The sequence below is a fragment of the Brevundimonas sp. genome (genome assembly GCF_036400995.1).
Classification (GTDB): Bacteria; Pseudomonadota; Alphaproteobacteria; order Caulobacterales; family Caulobacteraceae; genus Brevundimonas.
This window is the reverse complement of record NZ_DASWWG010000066.1, coordinates 1-22,293: the sequence shown is the minus strand read 5'-3', so window position 1 is coordinate 22,293 and position 22,293 is coordinate 1. Positions and strand designations below refer to the sequence as shown.

27 protein-coding genes are annotated in these 22,293 nt (G+C 66.7%); 16 read left to right on the top strand and 11 right to left on the bottom strand.

Annotated elements, in window-relative coordinates; all coding sequences use genetic code 11:
- The 3 genes from VGE03_RS09820 to VGE03_RS09810 all read right to left on the bottom strand — a co-directional run.
- Positions 1-305, bottom strand: a 305-nt coding sequence (locus VGE03_RS09820) for an HNH endonuclease (protein ID WP_331046301.1), incomplete at its 3' end; no start/stop codon positions are given.
- A 135-nt stretch (positions 306-440) separates the two neighbouring features.
- A complete protein-coding gene (locus VGE03_RS09815; protein WP_331046300.1) occupies positions 441-1,088 on the bottom strand; it encodes a trimeric intracellular cation channel family protein in 648 nt (215 codons plus the stop codon).
- A gap of 17 nt (positions 1,089-1,105) precedes the next feature.
- The gene (locus tag VGE03_RS09810; protein WP_331046299.1) at positions 1,106-1,762 is read right to left on the bottom strand and encodes a DNA-3-methyladenine glycosylase 2 family protein; all 657 of its coding nucleotides are present in this window, start codon (positions 1,760-1,762) and stop codon (positions 1,106-1,108) included.
- Positions 1,763-1,806: 44 nt separating this feature from the next.
- On the opposite strand from VGE03_RS09810, the gene VGE03_RS09805 reads away from it, so the two are divergent.
- On the top strand, positions 1,807-2,940 hold the full coding sequence (locus tag VGE03_RS09805) for a JmjC domain-containing protein (protein ID WP_331046298.1): 1,134 nt from the start codon (positions 1,807-1,809) through the stop codon (positions 2,938-2,940).
- A 10-nt stretch (positions 2,941-2,950) separates the two neighbouring features.
- Entirely contained in the window at positions 2,951-3,802 is an 852-nt protein-coding gene (gluQRS, locus tag VGE03_RS09800; RefSeq protein WP_331046297.1) for a tRNA glutamyl-Q(34) synthetase GluQRS, read from the top strand.
- Here gluQRS and ppk2 read toward each other — a convergent pair.
- Positions 3,799-4,545, bottom strand: coding sequence for a polyphosphate kinase 2 (gene ppk2 / locus VGE03_RS09795; RefSeq protein WP_331046296.1), 747 nt, complete (start codon positions 4,543-4,545; stop codon positions 3,799-3,801). The two genes, gluQRS and ppk2, sit on opposite strands and share 4 nt — an antisense overlap.
- Before the next feature lie 99 nt (positions 4,546-4,644).
- Between ppk2 and VGE03_RS09790 the strand changes: the two genes are divergently transcribed.
- Both VGE03_RS09790 and VGE03_RS09785 read left to right on the top strand, forming a co-directional pair.
- Positions 4,645-5,427, top strand: coding sequence for an extensin family protein (locus VGE03_RS09790; RefSeq protein ID WP_331046295.1), 783 nt, complete (start codon positions 4,645-4,647; stop codon positions 5,425-5,427).
- A 217-nt stretch (positions 5,428-5,644) separates the two neighbouring features.
- Positions 5,645-5,848, top strand: coding sequence for a cold-shock protein (locus VGE03_RS09785; RefSeq protein ID WP_331046294.1), 204 nt, complete (start codon positions 5,645-5,647; stop codon positions 5,846-5,848).
- Between the two features lie 311 nt (positions 5,849-6,159).
- Here the strand turns inward: VGE03_RS09785 and VGE03_RS09780 are convergent, their stop codons facing one another.
- Complete coding sequence (locus tag VGE03_RS09780; RefSeq protein WP_331046293.1) at positions 6,160-6,873, bottom strand: hypothetical protein; 714 nt, start codon at positions 6,871-6,873, stop codon at positions 6,160-6,162.
- A 287-nt stretch (positions 6,874-7,160) separates the two neighbouring features.
- On the opposite strand from VGE03_RS09780, the gene VGE03_RS09775 reads away from it, so the two are divergent.
- Together VGE03_RS09775 and VGE03_RS09770 are read left to right on the top strand one after the other, a co-directional pair.
- Positions 7,161-7,982: a hypothetical protein gene (locus VGE03_RS09775; RefSeq protein ID WP_331046292.1), complete on the top strand. Its 822-nt coding sequence runs from the start codon at positions 7,161-7,163 to the stop codon at positions 7,980-7,982.
- A complete protein-coding gene (locus VGE03_RS09770; RefSeq protein ID WP_331046291.1) occupies positions 7,969-10,191 on the top strand; it encodes a UvrD-helicase domain-containing protein in 2,223 nt (740 codons plus the stop codon). The genes VGE03_RS09775 and VGE03_RS09770 overlap by 14 nt, the downstream gene beginning before the upstream one ends.
- Positions 10,192-10,197: 6 nt before the next feature.
- Here the strand turns inward: VGE03_RS09770 and uvrB are convergent, their stop codons facing one another.
- Entirely contained in the window at positions 10,198-12,534 is a 2,337-nt protein-coding gene (gene uvrB, locus VGE03_RS09765) for an excinuclease ABC subunit UvrB (RefSeq protein WP_331046290.1), read from the bottom strand.
- A 92-nt stretch (positions 12,535-12,626) separates the two neighbouring features.
- Positions 12,627-13,523, bottom strand: a complete 897-nt coding sequence (locus tag VGE03_RS09760) for a hypothetical protein (protein WP_331046289.1) — start codon at positions 13,521-13,523, stop codon at positions 12,627-12,629.
- 46 nt (positions 13,524-13,569) lie between these two features.
- Here VGE03_RS09760 and VGE03_RS09755 point away from each other — a divergent pair, with 46 nt between their 5' ends.
- The 4 genes from VGE03_RS09755 (at position 13,570) to VGE03_RS09740 (ending at position 15,462) form a co-directional block, all read left to right on the top strand.
- Positions 13,570-13,791, top strand: a complete 222-nt coding sequence (locus VGE03_RS09755) for a hypothetical protein (RefSeq protein ID WP_331046288.1) — start codon at positions 13,570-13,572, stop codon at positions 13,789-13,791.
- Between the two features lie 126 nt (positions 13,792-13,917).
- Positions 13,918-14,148: a hypothetical protein gene (locus VGE03_RS09750; protein WP_331046287.1), complete on the top strand. Its 231-nt coding sequence runs from the start codon at positions 13,918-13,920 to the stop codon at positions 14,146-14,148.
- Between the two features lie 17 nt (positions 14,149-14,165).
- Positions 14,166-14,861 (top strand): hypothetical protein, encoded by a 696-nt coding sequence (locus tag VGE03_RS09745; RefSeq protein WP_331046286.1) that lies wholly within the window; start codon positions 14,166-14,168, stop codon positions 14,859-14,861.
- Between the two features lie 91 nt (positions 14,862-14,952).
- Positions 14,953-15,462, top strand: coding sequence for a methylated-DNA--[protein]-cysteine S-methyltransferase (locus VGE03_RS09740; protein ID WP_331046285.1), 510 nt, complete (start codon positions 14,953-14,955; stop codon positions 15,460-15,462).
- On the opposite strand, the gene VGE03_RS09735 is transcribed toward VGE03_RS09740, so the two are convergent.
- On the bottom strand, positions 15,459-16,949 hold the full coding sequence (locus VGE03_RS09735) for a hypothetical protein (protein ID WP_331046284.1): 1,491 nt from the start codon (positions 16,947-16,949) through the stop codon (positions 15,459-15,461). The two genes, VGE03_RS09740 and VGE03_RS09735, sit on opposite strands and share 4 nt — an antisense overlap.
- Positions 16,950-17,064: 115 nt before the next feature.
- On the opposite strand from VGE03_RS09735, the gene VGE03_RS09730 reads away from it, so the two are divergent.
- The 4 genes from VGE03_RS09730 to VGE03_RS09715 all read left to right on the top strand — a co-directional run bounded on the left by VGE03_RS09730 (position 17,065) and on the right by VGE03_RS09715 (position 19,396).
- The gene (locus VGE03_RS09730; RefSeq protein ID WP_331046283.1) at positions 17,065-17,553 is read left to right on the top strand and encodes a hypothetical protein; all 489 of its coding nucleotides are present in this window, start codon (positions 17,065-17,067) and stop codon (positions 17,551-17,553) included.
- Positions 17,546-18,232 (top strand): hypothetical protein, encoded by a 687-nt coding sequence (locus tag VGE03_RS09725; RefSeq protein ID WP_331046282.1) that lies wholly within the window; start codon positions 17,546-17,548, stop codon positions 18,230-18,232. Before VGE03_RS09730 ends, VGE03_RS09725 begins: the two co-directional genes overlap by 8 nt.
- Positions 18,225-18,434 (top strand): helix-turn-helix transcriptional regulator, encoded by a 210-nt coding sequence (locus VGE03_RS09720; protein WP_331046281.1) that lies wholly within the window; start codon positions 18,225-18,227, stop codon positions 18,432-18,434. The genes VGE03_RS09725 and VGE03_RS09720 overlap by 8 nt, the downstream gene beginning before the upstream one ends.
- A 137-nt stretch (positions 18,435-18,571) precedes the next feature.
- Positions 18,572-19,396, top strand: a complete 825-nt coding sequence (locus VGE03_RS09715) for a sulfite exporter TauE/SafE family protein (RefSeq protein ID WP_331046280.1) — start codon at positions 18,572-18,574, stop codon at positions 19,394-19,396.
- A gap of 75 nt (positions 19,397-19,471) precedes the next feature.
- On the opposite strand, the gene VGE03_RS09710 is transcribed toward VGE03_RS09715, so the two are convergent.
- The gene (locus VGE03_RS09710) at positions 19,472-19,981 is read right to left on the bottom strand and encodes a retropepsin-like aspartic protease family protein (RefSeq protein ID WP_331046279.1); all 510 of its coding nucleotides are present in this window, start codon (positions 19,979-19,981) and stop codon (positions 19,472-19,474) included.
- 189 nt (positions 19,982-20,170) lie between these two features.
- Complete coding sequence (locus tag VGE03_RS09705; protein ID WP_331046278.1) at positions 20,171-20,395, bottom strand: DUF1289 domain-containing protein; 225 nt, start codon at positions 20,393-20,395, stop codon at positions 20,171-20,173.
- Between the two features lie 154 nt (positions 20,396-20,549).
- Here VGE03_RS09705 and VGE03_RS09700 point away from each other — a divergent pair, with 154 nt between their 5' ends.
- Both VGE03_RS09700 and VGE03_RS09695 read left to right on the top strand, forming a co-directional pair.
- Positions 20,550-20,705 carry a hypothetical protein gene (locus VGE03_RS09700; protein WP_331046277.1) on the top strand — a complete coding sequence of 52 codons (156 nt, stop codon included), beginning with the start codon at positions 20,550-20,552 and terminating at the stop codon, positions 20,703-20,705.
- A 229-nt stretch (positions 20,706-20,934) separates the two neighbouring features.
- The gene (locus VGE03_RS09695) at positions 20,935-21,732 is read left to right on the top strand and encodes a crotonase/enoyl-CoA hydratase family protein (protein ID WP_331046276.1); all 798 of its coding nucleotides are present in this window, start codon (positions 20,935-20,937) and stop codon (positions 21,730-21,732) included.
- Positions 21,733-21,746: 14 nt separating this feature from the next.
- Here VGE03_RS09695 and VGE03_RS09690 read toward each other — a convergent pair.
- The coding region (locus VGE03_RS09690) for an HlyD family efflux transporter periplasmic adaptor subunit (protein ID WP_331046275.1) at positions 21,747-22,293 on the bottom strand (547 nt) is incomplete at its 5' end.

The following is a 22,293-nucleotide window of genomic DNA, read 5'->3' as shown; positions in this document are numbered from 1 at the left end:
GAGTCCCCGCAGTACTGGCAGACGAAGCCGTCGCGCAGGAAGACGTTGAAGCGGGTGAAGGCGGGCTGCCGGTCCTGGTCCACATAGCTCTTCAGCGCGATCACGCTGGGCAGCTGGATTTCCATGGAGGGGCTGCGCACGACCTTGTCGTACACGGACACGATGTCCACGCGGTCCTGGTACACCGCCTTGACCACCTCCTCCCACGGCCAGATCGACAGCGGATAGTAGGACAGGGGCCGGAAGTCGGCGTTCAATACGAGAGCGGGCCAGCCCGAAGGGGGACGACTGAGGACCTGCATCAGGTCCGCTCCGCGGTACGGAGGGTTATGGAGGCGACAGGACTGAAGACACGTCTCCTTCCCTAGTCAGGCAGGATCGACGGTAGCCTTGATTCGTAGGCTTGGCGATGACCGGACGACGACGCTTTCGCGACGGGATCAGCGGGTCACGGTCCCCGGAAAGGCGGGCAGGCTCCAGCCCCAGGCCAGCGCCCCGGCGCGCAGGCCGAAGCCCAGAAGCCCGCCCAGAATGGCCGCCGGCCACAGGTCCAGGCCGAACACCCGGGCGATCACGAACACCGTCGCCGCCAGCAGGGCCGCCGAGACGGTGATCTCCCGCCGCAGCAGGATCGACGGCTCGCCCGCCAGCAGGTCGCGCACCACCCCGCCGAAGCAGGCGGTCAGCGCCCCCATGACGATGCAGATCAGCGGCGCGATGCCGAAGGCGCCCGCCTTGGCCGCCCCCATCACCCCATAGGCCGCCAGCCCGATCGCATCGAGCCACAGCAGGGCGCGGAAGCGCCATGGCCGCGCCCCCACCAGCCACACCGCCACCGAGGCGGCCAGACAGATGGCGATATAGCGCCAGTCCTGCACCCAGAAGACCGGCGCCCCGATCAGCAGGTCGCGCAGCGTCCCGCCGCCCACGCCGGTGATGGCGCCGAAGAAGGCGAAGGTCACAAGGTCGTGCTTCTGCCGCGCGGCGGCCAGGGCGCCGGTGGCGGCGAACACGGCCACGCCCGCGAAATCGAGCGCGCCGAGGACCGTCTCGGGATTGGCGATGGCGGGGTCGACCAGAGGCGTCATGACCCGGAGTCTATCCTCTATGCGGGCGGGTTCTCCAGTGCGATCTCACCGCGCTTCACCGCCCCGTACCAGGCCCACAGCAGATGCGCCGCCACGCTGCGGTGCGGGCTCCACGCCTCGGCCCGCAGATTGGCGGCCTTTTCCTTCGGACGTTCGGGCGATCCGTCGGCCCAGCGCATCGCCTCCTGCAGGGCGATATCCCCGCCGGGAAACACGTCCGTCCGCCCCTCGCAGAACATCAGGAAGGTGTCGGCGGTCCACCGCCCCACCCCCTTGATGGCGACCAGCTTCTGAACCGCCTCCTGATCCGATAATCGCTCCAGATGGTCGAAGTCGATCCGACCCTCCACATGCGCCCGCGCGATCTCATGGCCGTAGGTCGCCTTCTGGATCGACAGCCCCATGGCCCGCAGCGCGGCGATCTCGGTGGCCAGAACCCGCTGCGGCGTGACCTCCCCTTCCAGCCCCTCGACGACCCGCTTCCAGATGGCGGCGGCCGACTGCACCGAAACCTGCTGCTCCACGATCATGCGGAACAGCCCCTCGAAACCGCCGGTGCGCAGACGCCAGTCAAACACCGGCATCTTCGCATGCGCTTCGGTCAGGGCCGGATCGAGGACGACCAGCGCCGCGCGCGCGGCGGCGATCTGTTCGGGGGTGGGCGGAACGGGCATCGGACCTCATCGACAGGCGGGGGCAGGCGATCTAATCGTTTCGCATGCTGACCCTGGACGACATTCTGCATCCGATCACGCCCGCGCAATTCCTCGCGGACTATGACGACCGGAAACCGCTGTACATTCCGGCGGGGGATGACGACCGCAAGCGTCAGGTCCTGACCTGGGCCGCGTGGAACGGCATGCTGGGCCAGACCGCCATGTGGTCGGCCACCAACCTGCGCCTGTTCCGCGACCATCAGGCCGTGCCCGCCGAACAGTACTGCCTGCCGATCCACACCGCCGCCGGTCTGGTGATGCGGCCCGCCCCGGCCAAGGTCGAGGTCTTCATGTCCGCCGGCGCCAGTCTGGTCGGCAATGAGGTGACCAACCTGCACGCTCCGGTGACCGCCGTCGCCACCGCCATTGGCCAGGCTTACGGCGCCCAGATCGGGGCCAATGTCTATTGCTCGTTCCAGGGGGTCCGCGCCTTCGGCACCCACTACGACAACCACCACGTCTTCGTGGTCCAGACCGAGGGCGAGAAGGTCTGGAACCTGTACGGCAACCGCGCCGAGAACCCGACCGACAACCCCGCCGACACGGCCGAGACCCGCCTGTTCTTCGAACGCTCGCGCGGCCCGGTCATGCAGGAGGTCACCATGCGGCCCGGCGACGTCCTGTACCTGCCGCGCGGCTGGTACCACGACGCCCTGGCCAAGGACGGTCCCTCGCTGCACGTCACCTTCTCGGTGGCGCCGCTGTACGGCCGCATCCTGTTCCAGATCCTCGACCATGCGGCGATGCAGAACCCGGCCTTCCGCGCCTACCTGCCCCCGGCCGACCGCGACGGCGGCGCGGCGCTGCGCAGCCGGGTGTCCGAGATGAGCGAGTTCCTGACCCGGGTCATGGCCTCGCCCGCCTTCCTCGACGAGGTGATCATGGCGCAGGAGCGGCTGGTCATCCGCCCGGCCGCCTACACCCTGCCCGAGCGCAAGCCGGTGACCCTCTACCAGACCACCGGCAAGGCCTTCCCGCCGGCCACTTCGATCATCCGCGGCGTCTATGAGTGGATGATGGACCAGCGGAAGTTCGCGCTGGAGGACCTGATCGCCGAGGCCGACTACACGCCCGAAGCCGCCGTCCGCGCGGCGGTCGAGAGCGCGGTCGCCGCGGGCGCCCTGCAACGGGCCTGAGCCCGCCGCCATGGCCGTCGTCACCCGCTTCGCCCCGTCGCCGACCGGCCGCCTGCACAAGGGCCACGCCTTCTCGGCCCTGACGGCGTGGACGGCGGCGAAGGCCTCGGGCGGCCGCTTCATCCTGCGCATCGAGGACATCGACCCGACCCGCTGCAAGCCCGAGTTCGACGCGGGCATTCTCGAGGACCTGGCCTGGCTGGGGCTGGACTGGGAGACGCCGGTGCGCCGCCAGTCGGCGCATCTGGCCGACTACGCCACCGTGATCGACGTGCTGGACCGACGCGGCCTGCTCTACCGCTGCTTCCGCACCCGCAAGGAGATCCTCGACGCCATCGGCGACGCCCCGCACGGCAGCGCCGAGGCGGTGCGGCCCGGGCCGCATCCGCCCGAGGAAGAGGCCGCCCTGCTGGCCGAGGGCCGCGCCTTCGCCTGGCGGCTGTCGCTGGACCGGGCCCGCGAGGCGCTGGGCGACCGGGCGTGGGACGCGCTCGCCTTCCTCGAGGAGGGCGAGGGCCCGGACGGCGAACGCGGCCTGCTGCGCGCTCGCCCGGAAACCGCCGGCGACGTCGTCGTCGCCCGCAAGGACGCCGGGACCGCCTACCACGTCGCCGTCACCCACGACGACGCCCTGCAGGGGATCACCCATGTGATCCGCGGGCAGGACCTGTTCGAGGCCACCCACATCCAGGTCCTGCTGCAGGCCCTGATGGGCTGGCCGACGCCGGTCTATCGCCACCACCGGCTGGTCACCGGCGAGGACGGCCGCCGCTACGCCAAGCGCGACGGCTCGGTCACCCTGGCCCATCTGCGCGCGCAGGGCCTGTCGCCCGCCGCCCTCCGGGCCGAACTCGGGCTCTAGCGGTACAGCCGGTCCAGATGCTTCGCCGCCGGGAAGACCACGTCCCCGTCCGGCGCCTCGACCGCCGCGCCCGGCCCGCCGATACAGCGCAGGACATGGCGGATGATGTTCAGCCGCGCCGTCTTCTTGTCGTCGGTCGCCACCGCCGTCCAGGGCGCGAACTTGCTGTCGGTCGCCTCCAGCATCTGGTTGCGCGCCAGGCTGTAGGCGTCCCAGCGGGCCTCCGCCTCGGCGTCCAGCGACGACAGCTTGAACCGCTTGAGCGGGTCCTCCCGCCGCTCCTCCAGCCGCTGCGCCTGCTCGCCCTTCGAGATGTCCAGCCACAGCTTGACCAGCACGATCCCGTCCTCGACCAGGCTGCGCTCGAACCGCGGCGCGTCATGCAGGAAGCGCTCGTGCTGTTCGGGCGTGCAGAAGCCCATCACCGGCTCGACCCCGCCCCGATTGTACCAGGAGCGGTTCAGCAGCACCGTCTCCCCCGCCGCCGGCAGGTGGGCGACATAGCGCTGGAAATACCACTGGCTCGCCTCGCGCTCGGTCGGCTTGGGCAGGGCCACGACCCGCGTCTGCCGCGGCGACATGTATTCCGTCAGCCGCTTGATCGCGCCGTCCTTGCCCGCGGTGTCCCGCCCCTCCAGCACGATCAGGGTCCGCAGCCCCTGCTCGATCGTCCAGGCCTGCGTCTCCACCACCGCGACCTGCAGCCGCTCCAGCGTCTCGTCGTAGTCGGTCTTCTTGCCCATGGCCCCACCGTGCGCGCCCTTCGGCCCGAGGGCAACCGCCCCGGAAGACCGGCGATCGGTCATTGCCTCGCGGCCCGGACCGGTTAACCCTGTCGGCGCATGAAGCGCGATTTCGCCGATTTCTGGAACCTGCTGTGGGAGGCCGCGCTGGGCGTCTGCGCGGCCTTCGCCCTGCTCAACGTCTTCGCCCCGCACCAGGACCTGCCGTGGAAGCCGCTGGACCTGGACCATCCGATCGGCCAGGCCACCGCCGCCAAGGTCAGTGACTTCGAGCTGACCCGCGCCGCCCCGCCCGAGGAGGTCGTCGCCGTCACCGACGCCTGCATGCGCATCCTCCGCGACGCCGGGGTCCAGGTCGAGCGGGCCGAGGATCGCGACGACGGCGGCTTCTGCGTCGTCCAGGGCGCCGTGCGCATCACCGGGGGCGACATAACGCCACTGGCCCCGGGCGGGCTGGTCATGCAGTGCCCGCTGGCCGTCCGCTACGTCATCTGGGACCGGCAGGTGCTCCAGCCCGCCGCGCAGGAGATCCTCGGCTCCCGCGTCGCCCGGGTCGAGAACTACGGCTCCTACGCCTGCCGCCGCATCTACAACTCCGACCGGCCCAACGACCGGCCCAGCGAGCACGCCCGCGCCAACGCCCTCGACATCGCCGCGGTGACGCTGGAGGACGGCCGCACCGTCTCGGTGGCCAACGACTGGACGCCGGGCGCCGCCACAGCCCCCGAAGCCGCCGCCGAGTCCTCCGCCCGGGCCCGCTTCCTGCGCCGTCTCAGAGACGGGGCCTGCCGGGTCTTCTCGACTGTTCTGACCCCGGACTACAACGAGGCCCACCGCGACCACCTGCACGTCGACGGCGCCGAACGGGGCCTGTGCCGCTAGGCCGGTAAGGCCCCGCTTACCCTTTTCGCCTTGCGAGTGAATCGCTTTGCTGTTGACCGCCGCTGTTTTGCGGGTGAGAACTTCGCCCGCAGTCCGGATTTCGCGCGGTCTCCATCCCCGTGCAGCGCTCCTTCTACCCGAACGAGCTTGTCCAGATGGGCTGACGGATTCCCCGCAGGGGCGTCCGCCTGGAAAAGCGCGTTTACGGAGACGCACAATGGCGACCGGTACGGTCAAGTGGTTCAACCCGACCAAGGGTTATGGCTTCATCCAGCCTGATGGCGGCGGCTCGGACGTTTTCGTCCACATCACCGCGGTGCAAAAGGCTGGCCTCGCGGGCCTCGATGAAAACGCCAAGGTCGAATACGAGCTGGAATCCCAGCGCGGCAAGACCTCGGCCGTGGACCTGAAGGTTCTCTAAGAACCGACGGACACGTCGAAATGAAGGGGCGCGGGAGCGAGAGCTTCCGCGCCTTTTTGTTTGGGCGCGGGCATCACCTCTCCGTTCGCGAAGGCGAATGGAGAGGACAGATCGGCGTCTTCGCCGATCAGGAGAGGGCGGCGCAGGCGGTTGACGCCGGCCCGCCGACACCGGTGTTCGAGACCTCTCCGGCCCCGACGGAGCCGCCCCCACCTGATCGTCGCTGACGCGCCGATCTGTCCTCCCCATCGCCTTGAAGGGGCGATGGGGAGGTGAGTTGGCGCCTCTCAGGGAAAAATCGCGAAACCCTGTCATCCCGACACTCCCTGACCTTTATCCACCTCGGCCTGCACCGCGCGGCGGCGGATGAGGTCGGCCTTGAGGGTGGCGTAGGGCTCTGACAGCTCGCGACCGGCGAACAGGTCCTCGGCGAGGTTCAGGGCGCGCTCGCGGATGAAGAGCTGCATCTGCTGATAGCGGAACTCGGCATTGGCCTCGGCGTCGGCCAGATCCTCGTCCACCCAGTCCAGCACGGCGTCCAGCCGGGCGATCTCGGCGGCGGCGCGGGCCAGCCGCAGGGCGTTCAGCCCCTCCCCCGTCTTCAGCGCCGACATGGCCCCGGCCAGGGCCTTGCGCGCCAGATCCTGCGGCCGGATGGTCAGGGGCGCGCGCCAGTGGGCCAGCACCTCGGCCTCGCGCGCCGCCTCCGGGTCCATCGGGGCGGCGTCGGGCGAGGACGGTTCAACGCCGGGCCCCACATCAGTATCGACCCCGGCCTGTCGGGCGATGGCCCGCGCGCCCGGCGGGATCAGCCAGGGGGTGACGCGGGCGGCGAAGGCCGCCTTGGTCCAGCCCTCGCGCCCGGCCCGCCGCCGGATCGAGGTCTCCGACACCCCGAACCGCGCCGCCAGCGCCGGCGCCGACATGCCCGACAGATAGGCGCCTTGGATCAGCCCCCATGTCTCCGGACTGGCCGTCACATACCGCGTGCGCGGCAACCGCCGCCGCTGTGAAGTTTCCTGCATCGTCGCATCCCCGAATGTTCAGCCTCCGACGCGCGGAGTCTGACACGCCGGTGCGTCAAATTTGGACGCAGGGGCGAGATGGCAGGGTTTGGTGGGCGGGATTGGCAGGGAGGGAGGGTATCGGGAGTGGTGGGTCGCGAGGGATTGTCGTGCACCGAGACCTAGCTCGCCTGATAGCCCAAAGCATCATCGCCACAAGCGGAAGCAACCAAGAGTAGGCAAAATCGTCATAGGGTTGCACCAACGACCCAGCTTCACTAGTCTCGCCGGGAAGGGGCGAGGTCCGCATGCTTTTTAGCGAAATTGACACTCAACAGAGCATAAGACAAGGCGATGTATTTAAATCGTACAATAATCAAAAGCAAGACGGATGGTATATACTTGTAACGGCGGACTGCGACGTAGTAAATGACAAATTTGGAGACAAATTGACATTTATAAAGGTATCTGAATCCAGAATTTATATGGACAACTGGTATGAAAAGCAGTGCCACATTGAAACGGAGAGATCCTCGAAAGAGGTGTGCTCTACTATAAATTCCAATTATGACTTTTCCAATTTTAGCTACAACGAATTTACACCACAAGATGTAATTTCATGGGTATCGGAACTTGGATGCGAAGACTTCATTAGCGGACTAGCATTACCCACAAAGATAGCGAAAAGCTTGGAGAAGAAGCTTATCGCTATCGAGATTGGATCAGACAAATCTAAGCCCAGCAGAATCCGGTTCTCCGAAATATCGGACGCCTTAGGCCGCACCGATAACCAGAAATCAAAGATAATCCTCGGAGGATTGAAAGGAATGGGGGGAGACCATCTATTCCTCCCAAGCATTCCGGGCGACCCTGGAATTGGCTTCATCGTGGAACTTCGAAACATCTATACCGCTAATCCATCTCAAGTATTCAAGGATACTGTAGGAAGGAAACTGTCAGGCGAATTGGTCTCTTTCGAACGATGCGGTCGCCTGGCTGACTTCCTAAGATTCTCAGTTGTCCAACAGTTCGCGTCCTTATTTTCGCGCATCGGAATGACCGAAAAATTTGAATCCGAACGAGAAATTGCGATGGACCTCATTGCAGGAGACCTCAATGGCCAAGCCTAAGATCGACACCATCATAATCGATGAAGTAGCCCTGAACGCACTCGGTGCCGCTGCTTTTGAGAATAGCTGGTTCGACGACTTTGGCTGGCCGAAGGATGACCGCGTTAGGCGCATCACCCTTGGATCCCGCGCCTATTTCCTGTCAAGAAATGCGGATGAAAGTTCTCGCCTCTTAGTTATCAATGCCGGAGGAGATATGAACGTCTTCGCCGGAACGGATAACAAACAACAAGTTCTCGATCGACTGATCCATATGGCTCTGTCGCGCTTCGAACGCACAATCTCAATACCAGTGAACTGGCACGTTTATCACCAGGAATCGAAGCTATCAGTCTATCGATCGATCCGGAGTGCCCGGGACGATGACCGACGCCTTTACTTCGACCAACATCCTGAAGACACAGATCATGTCTTCGCATTTGCCTGCTCCGAATCTCGCGACTTCTCCGAAGTCCCGCCGCGGATCGAAATGTTCCGACACGCAATAGGCGGATATATCGAAGCCCTACTTTCAGATGCCGGAGAGGCCCCAGACAACGGCGCTTATGGCGTCACCCTAACAGCTCCCAGCGGGACAGCGATCGTGGGGTCGGGCGACCTGCAAGATTGGTACGATCATAAGCTGACAACCCAGCAGCGCACCTTCGTCGACAAACCGTACCGCGACCCTGTTCGCCTTAAGGGCGCCGCCGGAACGGGAAAAACCCTCTCCATGGCCGTCAAACTGCTCCGCGACGCCTACGCCGCAGAAGATCGAGGCACCCCGACGAAGTTCGCTTTCCTGACCCATAGCGCTGCGGTCGCACACGAAACGGTTCCCGAGATGCTGGATGCATTAGATCGGACTGGCCGCTGGAGACGACTCCGGAGCGCGTCGATATTCATCGGCTCCATATACGAGCTTGCCCAAGACATACTTCAGTATGACCAGAAGAAGCTAAAGCCAATTTCAACAGACGGAAAAGATGGACGAGAATACCAATCTGCTGAGGTTGTATCTGCAACGGCCAGACTTCTGGATCGTCCGCAATTTCAGATCAGGGATATTGCCGCCTGTTCGGAGTCCATTCGGGACGGAATCAAGAACCTAACCGATCGCCCCCGATTTCATGCGGCCCTCATGAATGAGATTGCTTGCGTTCTGGACGCAGAAAACATTCGTTTGGGCTCCAACGCGGCTTCAAGATACCTGACGTCGTCTCGAGAGAGATGGCAAATCGACCTGCCTACCGAAGCAGACCGTCTAGCAATACTAAAGATACATGATGAGTACAGAAAAGAAGTCGAGAAATCTGACTACCTGAGCATGGATCAGATGGTTGCTGATTTCAACAGATACTTGGAAATGCACGAATGGGCTATGCTTAGAGATAAGCGTGGATTCGATGTTGTTTTTGTAGATGAACTCCATTACTTTAATCGCGTTGAGCGCATGATATTCCACAACCTGTTCACTCGAGAGGCGAACTTGGATGGAAAGATGCCGCTTATGATGTCGTACGACCTGAAGCAGGGACCGACTGATAGCTTCCTTGGATCCGGCTCCGGAGAATCTGCAGCAACGTTCTTCCAAAAATTGGGCACCGGCGAGTCGAAACTGGTTGAACTCACTGAGGTATTTCGATCCACCCCAGAGATCACCCGCTTTATAAATGATCTCGATGCCGCCTTCCCTGCGCTCGACCTTGAAGGCGAGTGGGGCGTTTATGAAGGAGCATCGGCCCGACCGAACGGCGATCAACCGACATTGAGACTCTATGAAGACAGCAAAAGCCTCCTAGACGGCGTCTTCAAGGCAGCCCTCAAAGACGCTGCCAGTTTTGGCGGAAAAAATGTCGCCGTTATTTGCATGAACGAAGATCTTTATTCGAGATATCTCAAGGTCGGGCGAATTGCAGACAAATTCGTTGAGCTTAGCGCGAGGGACCAAACCGCTGAGCTGAGATATGCAGGAAAAAGATGCGTTTTCACGATGCCGGAGTATGTCGCAGGACTTCAGTTTGACTCGGTTCATGTAATTCATGCCGACCGGGCCGAGCTCGACGATGGGGCGACTATTGGTGAACGGAGACGCTTCATCTCGCGTCTGTATCTAGCGGTCAGCCGAGCCCGCTCTCAACTATCTATAGCATCCGCATTGGACCGCGGCGGCTACACAAGCGCGCTTGAAAACCCCATCCAACGGGCCAGCCTTCTTTTGAGCAACTGAACCCCCTCACCGCCCCTTCCGGAACGCCTCCGCCTTCTCCGCCGCGGCCTCGGCGCGCCACCGCTTCGGCGCGGACTTGTCGACCTCCTCCCCTGCCCCGGTCAGGGCTTCGTTGGCGAACTCGAGGTCGAGGAGCTTCATCTTCTTGATCTCGTCGCGCAGGCGGGCGGCTTCCTCGAACTCCAGGTTGGCGGCGGCGTTGCGCATGCGGCCTTCCAGGTCCTTGAGCGCGGCCTGGAAGTTGGAGCCGATGAAGGGCTTGGCCTCCTCGGCCACGCCCGGGCGGGTCAGGCGGTCCATCTCGCGGGTCTCATAGGGCGAGGCCATGATCTCCTTGATGTCGCGCTTGACCGATTCCGGCGTGATGCCGTGTTCGGCGTTGTAGGCCTCCTGCTTCTCGCGCCGGCGGTTGGTCTCGGCGATGGCGCGCTCCATCGAGCCGGTCATGCGGTCGGCGTAGAGGATGACGCGGCCGTCCACGTTCCGGGCGGCGCGGCCGATGGTCTGGATCAGGCTGGTTTCGGAGCGCAGGAAGCCCTCCTTGTCGGCGTCGAGGATGGCGACCAGACCGCACTCGGGGATGTCGAGGCCCTCGCGCAGCAGGTTGATGCCGATCAGGACGTCGAATGACCCGAGACGGAGATCGCGCAGGATCTCGATGCGTTCGAGGGTGTCGACGTCGGAGTGCATGTAGCGGACGCGGATGCCCTGCTCATGCATGTATTCCGTCAGGTCCTCGGCCATCTTCTTGGTCAGGGTGGTGACGAGGGAGCGGTAGCCCTTGGCCGTGGTCTGGCGGACCTCGTCGATGACGTCGTCGACCTGGTTGCGGGTGGCGCCGGAGACGGGGCGGATCTCGACCGGGGGGTCGATCAGGCCGGTGGGGCGGATGACCTGTTCGGTGAAGACGCCGCCGGTCTGGGCCAGCTCCCACTGGCCGGGGGTGGCGCTGACGTGGACGGTCTGGGGCCGCATGGCGTCCCATTCGTCGAACTTCAGCGGGCGGTTGTCGATGCAGCTGGGCAGGCGGAAGCCGTACTCGGCCAGGGTCGATTTGCGGCGGTAGTCGCCGCGGTACATGGCGCCGATCTGGCCGATGGTGACGTGGCTCTCGTCGACGAACAGCAGGGCGTTGTCGGGGATGTATTCGAAGAAGGTGGGCGGGGGCTCGCCGGGGGCGCGGCCGGTCAGCCAGCGGCTGTAGTTCTCGATGCCGGCGCAGGAGCCGGTGGCCTCCATCATCTCCAGATCGAAGCGGACCCGCTGCTCGAGGCGCTGGGCTTCGAGGAGCTTGCCGTTCTCGACCATCCAGTCGAGCGTCTCCTTCAGCTCGGCCTTGATGCCGGTCATGGCCTGGTTGAGCGAGGGGCGCGGGGTGACGTAGTGGCTGGCGGCGTAGACGGTGACCTCGGTCAGGTCATTGGTCTTCTTGCCCGTGAGCGGATCGAACTCCTGGATGGACTCGACCTCGTCCCCGAACAGCTGGATGCGCCAGGCGCGGTCTTCCATGTGGACCGGGAAGATCTCCAGCACGTCGCCGCGCTTGCGGAACATGCCGCGCTCGAAATTGAGGTCGTTGCGCTTGTACTGCAGCGCGATCAGGTCGGCCCGCAGCTTGGCCTCATCGATCTGGTCGCCGACCTTCAGGGTGAAGGTCATGGCCGTATAGGTCTCGACCGAGCCGATGCCGTAGATGCAGCTGACCGAGGCGACGACGATGACGTCGTCCCGCTCGAGGATCGCCCGCGTCGCCGAGTGCCGCATGCGGTCGATCTGCTCGTTTATACTACTATCCTTCTCGATGTAGGTGTCGGTCCGGGGGACGTAGGCCTCGGGCTGGTAGTAGTCGTAGTACGAGACGAAATACTCGACCGCATTGTCCGGGAAGAAGGCCTTGAACTCGGAATAGAGCTGGGCCGCGAGGGTCTTGTTGTGGGCGAGGATCAGGGCCGGGCGCTGGGTCTGTTCGATGACCTTGGCCATGGTGAAGGTCTTGCCCGAGCCGGTGACGCCCAGCAGGACCTGGTCGCGGTCGCCCTCCTCCGCCTGGGCCACCAGTTCGGCGATGGCGGCGGGCTGGTCCCCGGCGGGGGTGTATTTCGTCTCCAGCCGGAAGGGGACGCGCTTCTTGTCGCCGGGGCGGTCGGGGCGGTGCGGGACCCAGCCCTCTGGCTTGCCGGGCGCCTCCTCGGGCGTCAGCCGGGGGCCGGTGACGGGGGCGAACATGGGCATGCGGCCGCCGCCCGGACCGTCCGGAATGAAGGGCGCCTGCGCCTCCTGCATGCCGGGAGAATGGACAGGTTTCGGCGTCCCTTGCGGGGTCGGACGGGTAGAACGGGCCATGAACGGAATGTAGGCGGCGCCGCTCCCTGACGCCAGCGCCCGGGAGCGGCGCCTGCTGACAGCGAACTGTCAGCAGTGTCAGCAGGATGGCATCAGCGGCGCACGCGGGCGCGGGTCTCCAGGTCGCTGATGCGGCGGTCGAGGTAGTCACGGTCGTCCGACGACGGCTGGGCCCGGCTGTAGGCGGCCTCCAGACGGGTCAGGTCGCCCAGCTCGACGCGGATCGGGGCCTGGGCCGCGCTGCTGAGCCCGGAGGCCGACAGGGCGCGCTCGATGTTGGTCAGGCGGGTGCGGTTATCGACATAGCCGCCGCCGTAGCCGGTGTCGCCGACCCGGGCGTCGAGGGCGTCGAGCCGGGCGTCGAGATCGTCCCGCTCCTGGGCGGTCAGGCGGCCGTCGCGCAGGTAGCCGCTCTCGACCCGGATCAGGTCGGCGTAGTCGGTCTTCAGGCGCGTGCCCTCGGTGCGGGTCAGGCGGCGGGCCCGGACGGCGGCGTCGACGCGCGCCTCGAAGTCGACCCGGCCGTCGGCGACGGTCTGACGGCCCGACGAATAGTCCGAACCGCCGGCTTCGACGCGCTGGGAGAACTCGCGGTACTGCGCCACCAGATCGGCGCGCTCCTGCGTCGTGACGCGGCCGTCGGCGGTGTAGCGGGCTTCCAGCTGGACCAGATCGTCGTACTCGTAGCGCAGGCGGCTGGCCTCGCTGGCGGACAGGCGGCCCGAGCGGACGTCGGCGTCGAGCCGCGACTGGAACTGGCTGCTCTGGTTCGACAGCGGACGGCGGCCGCGGCTCCATTCAGCTTCCAGCGAGGTCGAGACGCCGAAGCGGTCGCCGAACAGGGCGCCCAGGATGGCCCCGAAGGCGTCCTGCTGGTTGGTCGGCTGCTGCTGGCCCGAGGTGTAGGGCGTCTGGGCGAAGGCCATGGGCGCGGCGGCCAGCACCAGGGCGCCGGCGGCGAGGGCGGGAAGACGTTTGGCGGAAGTCATGGGTCAGCTCCGACCGTTGTTCGGGTCGGAGAAACGGAAGCCCGTCGTGAAGGTTGCCGAAGCGGCCCCGGAGCAGGACAGCTCGCCCCACATCTGGGCCATTCTCACGGCGGTGCTGATCGTTGTCGGTCTCGCCACCCGCTTCCCGCAGGGCCGGTTTGTTGCGTTGGCGCGGATGCGGCTGGACACGCCGCAGGCCTGCTCGACCATCAGAACTCTCCGGGCGATCACCAAGCCTGACAGGACGCCGGAGGCCCGATTTTCGTGACCGACCGCAAGCAGAAGTTATCCACCAAACTCGCCCTACGGGCGAACAATGGGGACTGGTGCGATCAAGCTTTACTGTTTCAGATTGCATAGCCCGTACAGTGCGGGTTGTATCAAGGAAACGAGCATGATGACGAAACACGTCGCGGCCCTCGGGGCCGCCGCAGCCATTCTCCTCAGCGCCGGAGCGGTTGCCGCCGACTGCGCCAGCCAAGCTGCGGCCGCCTGCGCTGAATTCCAGGTCAACCCGGCCGATCCGACCGGATACGAAGGTCAAAACCCGGCCTACGCTGCCTGCGTCTCCAACTACATGCGGGCTTGTGAGATCGAGTACGAACCCGCCGATCCGAACCCGTAAGAACCGAGGCGGCGATCATGAAACGGATGACAATCCTCCTCGGGGTCGCCGCCCTTTCGCTGGCGGCCTGCGAGGAGCAGCCCGCGCCCGGCGTCAATGTGTTCGAGCGCTGGGAGCCTAGCGGCGAACCTACCACCGCAGGATTCACCCCCGCGACCTGCGGGCCGCGGAAACCGGCGTCACCCGCCCAGATCGGCGCCGTCTATATCTATGACTTCTCGACCCGCGACGGGGAACCCGGCGGCGAATGGCGCGAGCGCATCAGCGCTCTTATCCCGGATGGCGCGGTCGCCCAGGCAAGTTTCGACCCCATTCGGGAGGAAGGCCCCCCTCACCCCATGAACCCGACGATCTACCGGTTCGGGATGCTGGCAGGCAGCGGAGAGACCCTGAAGATCGAGTACCCGGATGACGCCGCGGCGCGGATTGCCGCCTTGACGCCGAACGCCGAAGTCGTGCTCGATGTGAAGCGATCAGTGAACAATCGCTCTGCGACCGGAAAGGCCACCGTCACCTTCCGGGGCTGCGGAAGTCTGACCGTCGAAGACCGGCCGACGGGTGTTCGCGTCTACGACATCACGCCCTTCGCTCCGGATGATCGGACAAAGCCGGTCGTTATTGAGCACAACCGGATCTATGTGCTGGACGACAGCGGATGGCCCGCTGTCGTGGAAACCCGCTACGGCGTCCAGAGACTGGAGCGACGACAGTAGCGCCGTCTGGACGGTGACGAGGTCCGAAAGCCGCGCACGCGGAGGGGACAACGGGTTACAGTCAGACTGTTCCGCCCCCGTTCGCATCACCATGATCCTCACCATCTCCATCCTGCCGTCCCCCGTCGGTCCGCTGGACCTGGCCTGTGACGATGAGGGCCGGCTGCGCGGCGTGTCGTTCGGCGACGGCCTGGGCCGGGCGATGCGGCGCGAGTATCCGGCCGCCACGATGATCGACGGCGAGACGCCGGAACCGGTGCGGAAGGGGCTTGAGGCCTATTTCAGCGGCGATCAGGCGGCGCTCGGCCGCATTCCCTGGTCACTGGAAGGGGCGACCGCGGCGGACGGCTTTCAGGCCCGGGTCTGGCGGGCGCTGGCGGACATCCCCGCGGGCCTGACGATCAGCTACGGCGAGATGGCCCGACGCGCCGGCGAGCCGGGCGCCGCGCAGGCGGCGGGCGTCGCGCTGAACCGCAATCCGATCCCCGTCGTCCTGCCTTGCCACCGCGTCGTCGGCGCGGACGGCGCCATGGTCGGCTTCGGCGGCGGGCTGGAGCGCAAGACCTGGCTGCTGCGGCACGAGGGCGCCCTGCTGCTCTAGAACTGCGGCCCCATGGTCGGCACGACGAAGGCGCGGCCGACGGCGTCACGGGCCGCGACGACCTCGGGACGGGCGATGACCCGGTGATGGATCGTCAGCATGCGGCGGTCGTAGTCGGTGCGGCCGGCGTCCAGATAGCCGTGCATCAGGCTGACGCCCTCGCCGACCGTCTCCGGGTCCGCCAGCATGCCGACCAGCACCCGCGCCATCTCGTCCTCGTCGCCGCGACAGGCCGCGACCTCATAGGCGGCGATCGGCGCGTCACGCCAGTTCTCGCCCATGACGGCCTCGATGACCTCCGCGGCCGCGGCGTCGCCCCGCTCGCGCGCGGCGCAGGCCCGGACCTGACGCGCCTGCATCTTGCCGTAGGCGCTGAGCCGGTCCTCCTCGAGCCCCGCCAGGGCGGCGGTCGCCTCCTCGGTGCGTCCGAGACGGAGGTAGGTCCAGCCGAGGTTGATCGTCTGGCTGACGTTCTGCGAACCGTACTCCTGACGCGCTGCGGCGGCCTCCTGTTGCGCCACCGCCTCTTCGCCGCGTCCCAGGGCCATCAGGATGCGGGACCGGCCGTTGAGCACCCAGGTGTAGTCCTCGGCGTCGACGCTGCCCGCCTCCGGCTCGGGCCCGGCGAGGATGGCGTCCGCCGCGGCCAGGGCTTCCTCCGGACGGCCCAGATCGTACAGCAGGGCGGGCACGCGGGCGCGGTCCTTGATGGAGGCTCCGGTCTTGTCGGCGTCCTTGCGGGCCAGAGCCAGTTCGGCGGCCCAGGCGGCGTCGAGGTTCAGGCGTGCGTCGGCCGACCGGACCTCGTCATAGCGACGCAGGGCGAACAGCTGCAGCCGCGGCCCCGGCGCGCGGATCCGCGACACCAGCTGGCGGGCGTCATCGAGGCGACCACGATCGATGTAGTCGTCCACCAGCTTGAGCCAGAGCCAGGAATCGTCGTCGTTGGTCCAGCCCGACCGGTACAGGGCCTCGCGCGCATTGAAGCCGATGTCCCCCTCGAGTTCGGGGTTCATCACCAGTTGCAGGACGAAGACGTCGTAGTACTCGTTCGCCGCCGACGGGAAGCGCTGCAGGATTTCGGTGAAGACCACCGCGGCGCCGCTGAGGTCGGTCGCCTTGTTGTGAGCCTCCAGCCGGGTGCTCCATTGCTGGAGGGTCGCCTCGGGAGAGGCCGTGACTTCCTGAAGCAACGGCAGGGCCGCCGCCGGACGGTCCAGCTGGAGATGCAGCAGGGCCTGAAGCCAGATGATCGCGCGCCGCTCCTCGGCCGGGACGCGGGCGGTGTCGGGGTGGGCCAACAGGGCCTTGCTGAGCAGCAGGGCTTCCTCGAACCGCTCCTGATCGATGGCGGCGCCCAGCTTCTGACGGATCGACGCCCGGCTTTCCTGCTGGATCATGGCCGGCCGGAGATCCGGCGCGGCGGCGGTCGGCGACGGCTGGCCGGAAAGGGCCGCAAGGCCCAGCGCAATGGCGGCGATGGTCATCTGAAGGTCTCCCCGAAACAGGAGCTTAGCGGCTCCCGGACCGGCGCCAAGGGTGGCATTGACGCAGTGTAACCCCAAGGTTACAAGTAACCTCAAGGTGACACAGGAGGCCGCCATGAGCCGGACGACAGGCAAGCAGTCGAGAGCGGGCGACAGCTATCGGGACCGCATCCAGCGCGAGTGGATCAGCCGGATCACCATCCTGCCGGCGGCGAGTCTGGGCATCACCGTCATCGCCGTGGGCCAGGCCCGTGAGTGGCTGAGCGGCGAAGACACCGGCTGGAGCACCGTTCTGCTGGCCGCGGCCGCCACGATCAATCTGCTGCTGATCCCCATGATGATCATGGGTTGGGACGGCGGCTCGCGAAAGCAGAAGCGACTGCTGGAAGACGAATTGACCCGCGCCTACCGCGCCGACGCCATGACCTGGGCTTTCTGGATGCTTCTGGTCGGGGTGACGGGCCTGTATCTGGTGGGGCTGTGGAAGCCGCAGGTGACCGTGATCGCCCTGCCGATGGCGCTGTGGGTGGCGGCGGCGACTGCGGCGTTCCGGTTCGCCGCCCTGCATCGGCGCGCGGAACGGGAGATGGGCGCCGATGACTGACGGATCAGCGAGACGACAGCGACGCATCCTGAGGCTCGCACTGGGCGCCGTCGCCCTGCTGGCGCTCGCCGCCGGTCTGGGCGCGCTGTGGGCCGGACAGACCGACCGTCTCGGCGCGATCGATCAGGCGACCATCCTGATCTTCGCGGTCGTGGTCGGCGTCGCCGCGATCGGAACCGCCCTGACCTATTCGCCGGGCGGGATCGCGAAGTCGTCCGACCTGGGCCGGTGGGACCGGGCCCAACGGGACCGGAACCGTGACCTGGTGATCAACATCATCGGCGGCTTCATCTGGGTCGGCTACGGGTCGGTGGAAATCCAGGAGAGCCTGCAGGCCGGGGAGACGCAGAGGGCCGCGGTCTACATCGCCCTGGTGATGCTCTGGCTGTTCGTCGCGCCCGCCATCCTGATGGGCTGGACCGTTCCGGCGCGGAAGAACCGCGCCTGGCTGGACGACGAACTCAGCCGGGCCTTCCGGGCCAAGGCCGCCGCCACCGGTTTCGCCGCGCTTCTGCTCGGCGGCGCCGCGACCTACCTCGTCAGCCTGTTCGCACCGGACCGGACGCCGAACGCCATCCTTTTCGCCCTCTGGCTGGGCGGCGGCGTCGCCTCGGCCCATTTCGTCTGGCTTCACAACAGCGCCCAGCCGGAAGACGCGGACCTGGAAGACGATGGCTGATCCCCGGCTGGCGTCCCGCCTGAAGGAGGCGCGGCAGGCAGCGGGCCTGACGCAGGCGGAACTGGCCGACAAGGCCGGGGTGTCGCGCAAGACCATCAACACCGTCGAGAACGGGGTCTTCGTCCCCTCGACCATTCTGGCGCTGAGCCTCGCGCGGGCGCTGGATGTGAAAGTCGAGGATCTGTTCTGGCTGACGGACTGAAGAGAGGGATTAGGGACTAGGGACTAGGGATTAGGGTGGCCGGGCTGGAGTGCGAATTCCTGCCTCGAGCCTTGCCGAACCTAATCCGTAGCCCCTAGTCCCTTCTCGTCCTCGCAGTGGGCCGCTAGACCCGACCCATGACCACCCTCCCCCTGTCCGAAATCCTGATCCTGCTGGCGGCGCTGGTCGCGGCGGGGCTGGCGGGCGGCGTGGTGGCCGGACTGTTCGGCGTGGGCGGCGGGACGGTGATCGTGCCGGCGCTGTTCTACGCCTTCGAGGTTCTGGGCGTGGGCGGCGAAAGCAATCTGCACGTCGCCGTCGGCACCTCCCTGCTGACGATCGTGGCGACCAGCTGGCGCTCGCTGAAGGCGCACCGCAGCCACGGGGCCGTGGACGAGGCGGTGCTGAAAAGCTGGACGCCCTGGGTGGGCTTCGGCGGACTGGTGGGCGCCGCCGTCGCAGGCTTCGCCTCCATGGAGGGGCTGGCGATCGTCTACGGCGTCTGCCTGGCGCTGATCGGCCTGCAACTGGGCCTGCTGCCCGAGCGGTTCACCCTGGCGAAGGACCTCCCGACCGGCTGGGTCCGCCGGATCGTGGCGACGATCATCGGCGGCCTCTCGGCCATGATGGGCATCGGCGGGGGCAGTTTCGGCGGTCTGACCATGACCCTGTGCGGACGGCCGATCCATCAGGCGGTGGCGACCGCATCCGGCTTCGGCGTGGCCATCGGCGGCGCGGCGGCGCTGGGCTTCGTCGTCTTCGGCTGGGACGCGGTCGGACGCCCGCCGTTCAGCGTCGGCTACGTCAACATTCCCGCCGCGATCATCATGGGCGTGCTGACTACCGCCGTGGCGCCGTGGGGCGCCAAGCTGGCGCACAGTCTGGACAAGCGGATCCTGCGCCGGGTCTTCGCCCTGTACATGATCGGGACCGCGCTGTCGGTGGTGGTGAAGGCGCTGTGAGGCAGCAGGATCGCGGACGGGCAGCGGAGGAGACAAACCCTCCCTATCGCCTGCCGCCTGTCTGACTATTGCCCTCTACGGCGTCAGCGTCAGGGCCGTCGGGGTCGCGGTGAAGCCGGACAGGCGGCCGAGGTAGCTCATCCCGAGCAGGGAGTGAGGCAGGCCCTCGGCGACCACCAGGGCCTCCACCTGCTCGACACGCGCGCCGGACACCGAGACCGACCGCAGCTGGACCCGGGCCGCGTTGACCGGGCCGGAGGCGGTGACGAGCCGGGCGTTGAAGTCGGCAGGCTTCAGACCGAGCCCCAGACGCACGGCGTCTTCCTTGGTCAGCACCATGACGCTGGCGCCGGTGTCGACCATGGCGTGGATGGTTCGTCCGTCGATCCGGACATCGGCCCAGTAGTGACCGTCGGACGCCTTCAGGACCTGCGCCGGCCCGCCGACGGCGGGAGCGGTGATCGCAGCCGGTTCGGCGGCGCGCGCCTCGCCCCGCAGCCCCGCCTGATCCATCCACCACAGCACCGTCAGCGACGAGGCCACGGCCAGACCCAGAACTCCGAGCGACGACAGATCGAAACGCATCAACACGACATCCGCGGCGACGGCCGCTTCCTGCGGCCTGCTCCCCTGTCGCACACGGCGATTGGGATGCGGTGAAGGAGGATGGTGGACGGGGGGTTAAGGGGAGGGGGCAGGTTCCGGGGGCGAGGTTCCAAGGGCGGGACGCCAAGGGGCAGGCGCCCCTGAAACCTGGAACCTGACCCCCAGAACCTATCCCAGCTTCGCCGGATCGATCAGGGACCGCCGCGCGGGAAGCTCGGTCATGATCTCGGCGCGACGTTCATCGGTGAGTCCGCTCCAGCCGCCGATCTCCTGCAGGGTGCGATAACAGCCCAGACACAGGCCGGTCGGCCCGTCGACGATGCACACCTTCACACAGGGCGTGGCGACTGGGCGCGGGGGCTGGCGGGGGGTGTCGGGAGCGCTTGATGACATCTGAACGAAATATGGTCCGCTAGCGGAGTAAAACTGGTTGCAATTCGCGTAGGGTTATCCTACCTTGACCATGACGCGAAACGACTATGACGGTGAGACCCCCGATCAGCACGACGTGTCTCTTTTCATCGTTCAACGAAAGGAGACATCACAGATGAACGATAAGGACCGCAACCTGCAGCACGCCATGATGAGCTTTGCGCTCTGGGGCGGGATGCTCGTGAACACGAAGAACACCAACGGCGCCGGCGATCGCGTGATCAGCCACCCGTCGAACTTCGTGCCGATCAAGATCGCCAAACGCGGGTAAGGGCGCGCCGGTAAGGCGAGACCCGGATCCGAAGAACACAGAAGCCCCGGGCCGGAAGGTCCGGGGCTTTTTAGTGGCTAGTGAAGCTCGCAGAGTCGCTGATGGCGGAAGGGCGACGCGGACCGCCCCGTCGCAGGCCGGTGACCAGCCACCAACAACTAGCCACCGGCCACTTCCCGCGGGCCGCCGCCAATTGTGCTCGCCCGCCAGATGCGGCACAGCAGCCTCCATGACCCTGATCAGCATCGAACGCCGCGGCCCCGTCGAGATCTGGACGCTGGACCGCGCCGACCGTCTCAACGCCCTGCCCGACCTCGAGGACGGCGAGGCCTTCGCCCGCGCCTGCGAGGCCGTGAACGCGGACCGCTCGGTGCGCTGCGTGATCCTGACCGGCGCGGGCCGGGCCTTCTCGGCGGGCGGCGACCTGCGGGCGATGAAGGACCGGCGCGACCTGTTCGAGGGCGCCGGGACCGACATTCGCGAACGCTATCGCCGCGTGGTGCACCGGATCGTGCGGTCGCTGTACGGGCTGGAGGTTCCGCTGGTGGCGGCGGTCAACGGGCCGGCCATGGGGCTGGGCTGCGACATCGCCGGGCTGGCCGACATCCGTATCGCCTCGGAACTGGCCTCGTTCGGCGTGCCCTTCCTGAAGCTGGGCATCCTGCCGGGCGACGGCGGGGCCTGGCTGATGCCGCGCAACGTCGGCTACGTCCGCGCGGCCGAGCTGCTGTTCACGGGCCGGACGCTGGACGCCCGCACGGCGCTGGAGTGGGGACTGGTGAACCGGGTCGTCCCGGCGGAGGTCCTGCTGGACGAGGCGCTGAAGACCGCCGGAGAGATCGCCGCCCAGGCGCCCAACGCCCTGCGCATGACCAAGGCCCTGCTGCGGCAGGGGCGTGACGCGACCTTCGACCAGATCCTGGAGATGACCGCCGCCATGCAGGCGCTGGCCCACCTGACCGACGACCACGCCGAGGGCGTGGCCGCCGTGCTGGAGAAACGACCGGCCGACTTCAGCGGCCGCTAGGCCGTCCCCGGTCGTCAGTCCTGACGGACCGGGGTCTGCATCGAGCGGTCGGCGGGCACGCCGGGCGACTGTTCACGCGGGGCGCCGGCGACCTGGCCGGGCTTCATGAACTTCACCAGCACGCGCTGGCCGATCAGCAGGGGCGCGTCGCCGGCCGAGACCACGACCTCGACCACGCGCTCGTCAGACCGCTGCGAGGGGTCGTCCGACGCCAGCTTGCGGGCGCCGAAGACGGCGGCGCGGCGCATGACGGTGCCCACATAGACCTTGGACGGATCGCCTTCCGGCGTGATCTCGACCTGCTGGCCGGTGGTCACGTTCGGAATGTCGCTCTCGACGATCTCGGCGCGCGCGATCCGCGGGGCGTCGGGCTCCAGGTCGAACATGTTCGACACGTTCAGGGTCGAGGCGCCGGCGCCCGGGTTGGCGTAGCGGCGCACGATGCGGCCGTCCATCGGGGCGCGGATGACGGTCAGTTCAAGGTTGTAGGCGGCCTCGGCGAGGCGGGCCCGGGCGGTCTGGATGGCGGCCTGCTGGGAGGCCAGCCGGGCTTCGGCCGAG